This is a genomic window from Bradyrhizobium uaiense (genome assembly GCF_010811875.1).
Classification (GTDB): Bacteria; Pseudomonadota; Alphaproteobacteria; order Rhizobiales; family Xanthobacteraceae; genus Bradyrhizobium; species Bradyrhizobium uaiense.
In genome coordinates, this window is the sequence record NZ_VKHP01000433.1 from 1 (window position 1) to 3,051 (window position 3,051).

3 protein-coding genes and 1 pseudogene are annotated in these 3,051 nt (G+C 55.0%); 3 read left to right on the plus strand and 1 reads right to left on the minus strand.

What is annotated here, in order from left to right; all coding sequences use genetic code 11:
• Window positions 1-109: 109 nt before the first annotated feature.
• Window positions 110-331, plus strand: coding sequence for a hypothetical protein (locus FNJ47_RS45295; RefSeq protein WP_163163187.1), 222 nt, complete (start codon window positions 110-112; stop codon window positions 329-331).
• 122 nt (window positions 332-453) lie between these two features.
• Here FNJ47_RS45295 and FNJ47_RS45300 read toward each other — a convergent pair whose 3' ends face one another.
• Window positions 454-1,518: a proline racemase family protein gene (locus FNJ47_RS45300; protein ID WP_163163189.1), complete on the minus strand. Its 1,065-nt coding sequence runs from the start codon at window positions 1,516-1,518 to the stop codon at window positions 454-456.
• Between the two features lie 313 nt (window positions 1,519-1,831).
• On the opposite strand from FNJ47_RS45300, the gene FNJ47_RS45305 reads away from it, so the two are divergent.
• Together FNJ47_RS45305 and FNJ47_RS45310 are read left to right on the plus strand one after the other, a co-directional pair.
• A complete protein-coding gene (locus FNJ47_RS45305) occupies window positions 1,832-2,665 on the plus strand; it encodes a phytanoyl-CoA dioxygenase family protein (protein ID WP_163163191.1) in 834 nt (277 codons plus the stop codon).
• 95 nt (window positions 2,666-2,760) lie between these two features.
• Window positions 2,761-3,051: pseudogene (locus FNJ47_RS45310) on the plus strand (transposase); the annotation flags it as partial.

Consider the following 3,051-nt stretch of genomic DNA (forward strand, 5'->3'; position numbering starts at 1 on the left):
CGCAACGGGCGATCGGCTGCGCAACCCCGACCAGCTCCGCCGATCGCCCGTTGCTCCACCCGCGCCACTCGGCGTACAAAACCCCGAGACTCTAACTGCTGTTGGATGAATGTTCGGTGGCAGGTCAACCATTACCAAGGTCGCAAACGACCTCGGCGAAGATGAGGATTGGTCGTGGGACATTGCCAACGAGATGGAGATCGAGGACGGCGTCATCTGGGTCTACGGCATCGGAGAAGACGGCGTCCAGGCGTTCACCGACTTCGGAATCGAGAACCTCATCGAGCTCATCAAGTTCTATAAAGAGAACCCTGGACTACTCAGGCGGTAACCCTGCGGCCTACGCCGAATGGGTACGCTCAAGTCGGAGCCCTCATGTGCGGAGCCTGTGCTTAATAGAATAGCGCTGGAATATGGGCGGGAGCCGCACAGGCCGTATCGGAGGACGACTAGTTAACCTGAAGTGGAAAGGCTTGCTCGCATTTCGTCCACGTCCGGACCCCAAGTGTCCGACAATGCAAAGCCGAATGCGAATGGGTCAGTGGGATCAAGCGCACATTGATACATACCAAAAATCCAGGCGCGCCCTGAGATGCGCGACAGCACGGCGCCTTCGCTACCGCAGCCAATACAGGTTTGTCCGGTTAGTTCCACTTGAAACTCGGTGTCGATGATCGACTGGGCTCGCAGCTCGTCACCCAAGCGGACCTCGCCCCTCGCATACATAGCCGCCAAGCGAGCCGCGGTGCCAGTTCCGCACGGCGAACGATCGCACCTGCCCGGCGGAATAACGGTGCAGCCGCGAATGAGCGAAGGATCGCTACCCCGCTCGCAAAACATGACGTAGCTAACGTGGTTGATTTCCGGCAAGTCTGGATGCCGGACGCGTACCTGTTGGTTGACGGCCCGCTTAATTGGGCTTGCAAGTTCGACCAAACGGCGAGCGTTTGTCCGGTTGATCGGTATTCCGAGCGCCGCGGCGTCGACTAGCGCGTAGAACACACCGCCATACGCAATATCAACGATCACTGTTCCAATTTCTGGTACGGAAAGACGCACTTCAAGGTCGTGAACAAAGGAGGGTGGCATGTCCAATGCAATGCGCTCACATCGTCCTCCCCGGCACTCCGCCGTGACACTAACAAGACCAGCCGGCGTATCCAGCTTGAGCCGAGTGTACGGTTCCCGCATGGGAATATAACCTGTTTCCAACAGCGCCGTGGCGACGCACATCGCATTTGAGCCCGACATAGCATGTGCTTTGTCAGCTTGGAGGACAATAAAACCGGCCGCGGCCTCTGGGCGGATCGGAGGAAATAACAAATTAACAGTTGAGGTGGCGGCTCCTCTCGGTTCGAATACAGTAAACCTTCTAATTGTATCATCCATTTCATTGATGTAGCGCATTTTTTCCATCATCGAGTCGCCGGGGACCGTGCCAAACCCCGCCGTTGCGACACGGCCGATCTCTCCCTCTGCATGCAGATCAATCATCGTTACTAGCTTAGACCAGCGCATGAAATCCTCTCGAGTGGTAGTCGTCTGCCTCTGCTTGTTAAGGCGGGAGAAGCAGCGCTGGTTCATGCTCCGGGATTTGGTTCTGGTAAAGCCAGATCAGGAAAATATTTCGGCTCTAGTTATCAAAAGCGTCTTCGCGAGTAGTCGTCATCAAAAATGTGCTAGAGAGTAGTCACCCAAACATATTGCGAGGAGCTCTTTACGTCCTTTCCATTCTGCAAGATAAACACTCAGATGTTGCGTGGTGCGGTGCACGCCGCGGAATGCGGCGTCTGTAGCGAGCTTGCGGATAGCTTTGAATGGAGAGTAGCAGATGCGACTAAGGCCTTCAGAGGTGATATCATACGAACGAGACGGATATGTCATCATACCCGAGTCCTTTTCCGGCTCGGAGCTCGAGCTAATTTGCGACGAGGCCGAAAGAGTTTTGGGTCTCGATATCGAAGGCAAGATACTCGAAGGGGACGCCCTCACGGTCAGGTCGGTCAACGGAGTCCATCTTCACAGCGACGTCCTGTACACATTTGCCCGCCACCCAAGGCTGCTGGAGCCAGCCCAGCAACTGCTCGCCGATGAAGTGTACATTCATCAGTTCAAAATAAATGCAAAAAGGGGCTTGAATGGGGAGGTATGGCCTTGGCACGACGACTATGTTTTTTGGCGAAACGAGGATGGAATGCCTAGTCCTCGAGCGATCAATTTCGTGCTGTTCTTAGATGATGTCGCGGAATTCAACGGACCTATGCTGGCAGTACCGAGAACGCACAGGCGCTCATTGGATGACGATGCACACGAAATCCGCAAGTTCGAGCCTGGCTCCGATTCCCATGACTGGCATCATCACACAAGTAAGCAACTGAAGTACACGTTGGAGCGATCGCTGTTGCAGCAAGCAATCGGTCAGAATGGTGTTGTATCGCTCAAAGGAGCGCGTGGCTCCATCTTGATATTTCACCCCTGCTTGTTTCATTGCTCCAGTACAAATAGCATGCCATGGGACCGCAGGTTGGTAATTGTCACCTACAATAGTGTGTCGAACGGACTTCTTGAGCGACCAAATCCGCGGCCGAACTTTATGGCCAATCGCAATTTCAGTCCTCTAACGCTTGTAGCGGACGACACGCTTATGCCGAGGAGTTTGAAGTAACTTGTGCGAGAGGCAAATGACTTGCGTGCTGTTGACCTGCCACTGCGTATTTCCTCCAGAAGGAGTTAGAGTCCGGCCCGAAGAAGGACGGACAGATGAAGCGAGCAAGGTTCACGGAAGAGCAGATTATCGCCGTATTGAAGGAGCATGAGGCTGGGGCGAAGACAGCCGACCTGGCTCGCAAGCACGGTGTTTCCGAGGTCTACAATTGGAAGGCCAAATTCGGCGGCATGGACGTTTCCGAAGCGAAGCGGCTGAGGGCCTTGGAAGAGGAGAACGCGAAGCTGAAGAAGCTTCTGGCCGAGCAGATGCTCGATGCGGCCGCACTTCGCGAGCTCCTTTCAAAAAAATGCTAGGGCCCGCCGCCAAGCGCGCTGCGGTCGCGC